A 597-nucleotide genomic window follows, 5' to 3' on the forward strand; every position below is an offset into this window, starting at 1 on the left:
ATGAGGGAATGGAGAACATCCCGGATGAAGGCCCCTGCATGCTTCACGCGGTACATGGTGTGGGTAAGCATCCACACCAGCAGGCGAATCAGGAATTCCGGCACCACGGTGTAGATATACGCCGCCACCAGAATATTGGTCAGCGCCAGCGCCAGGAAGAACTGCGGGACCGTCATTTCCAGCAGACCGATCAGCACAATGCCGGCCACCGCTGACAGCACCATCAACAGGGCATTGAGAATATTGTTGGCAGCGATGATCCGCGACAGATGCTTGGGGTTGGCACGGTGTTGAATGAACGCAAACAGCGGCACAATATAGAAACCACCAAACACACCAATGCCCAGCAGATCCAGCAAGACCCGGTACCCACCTGGCTGCTGCAGGAAGCTGACAACACCAATGCTGTTCGTGGTTGCCTGGGCCACACCGGCCAGCCCGGCGTAGGAGAAAAACAGATCGATGCCGAACAGGCTCAAGCCAATGGAGCCCAGCGGCACCAGCCCCAGCTCAACCCGTTTGCCTGACAGTTTTTCACACAGGAAGGAACCCAGCCCGATGCCTATGGAAAAGGTGCCCAGCAACAGCGCGTACAAC

At 57.1% G+C, this 597-nt stretch carries 1 pseudogene; it reads right to left on the minus strand.

The features are described 5' to 3' along the window. A pseudogene (locus tag A3730_RS32310) lies at positions 1-597 on the minus strand (MFS transporter); the annotation flags it as partial.

The organism is Alcanivorax sp. HI0044 (genome assembly GCF_001634945.1).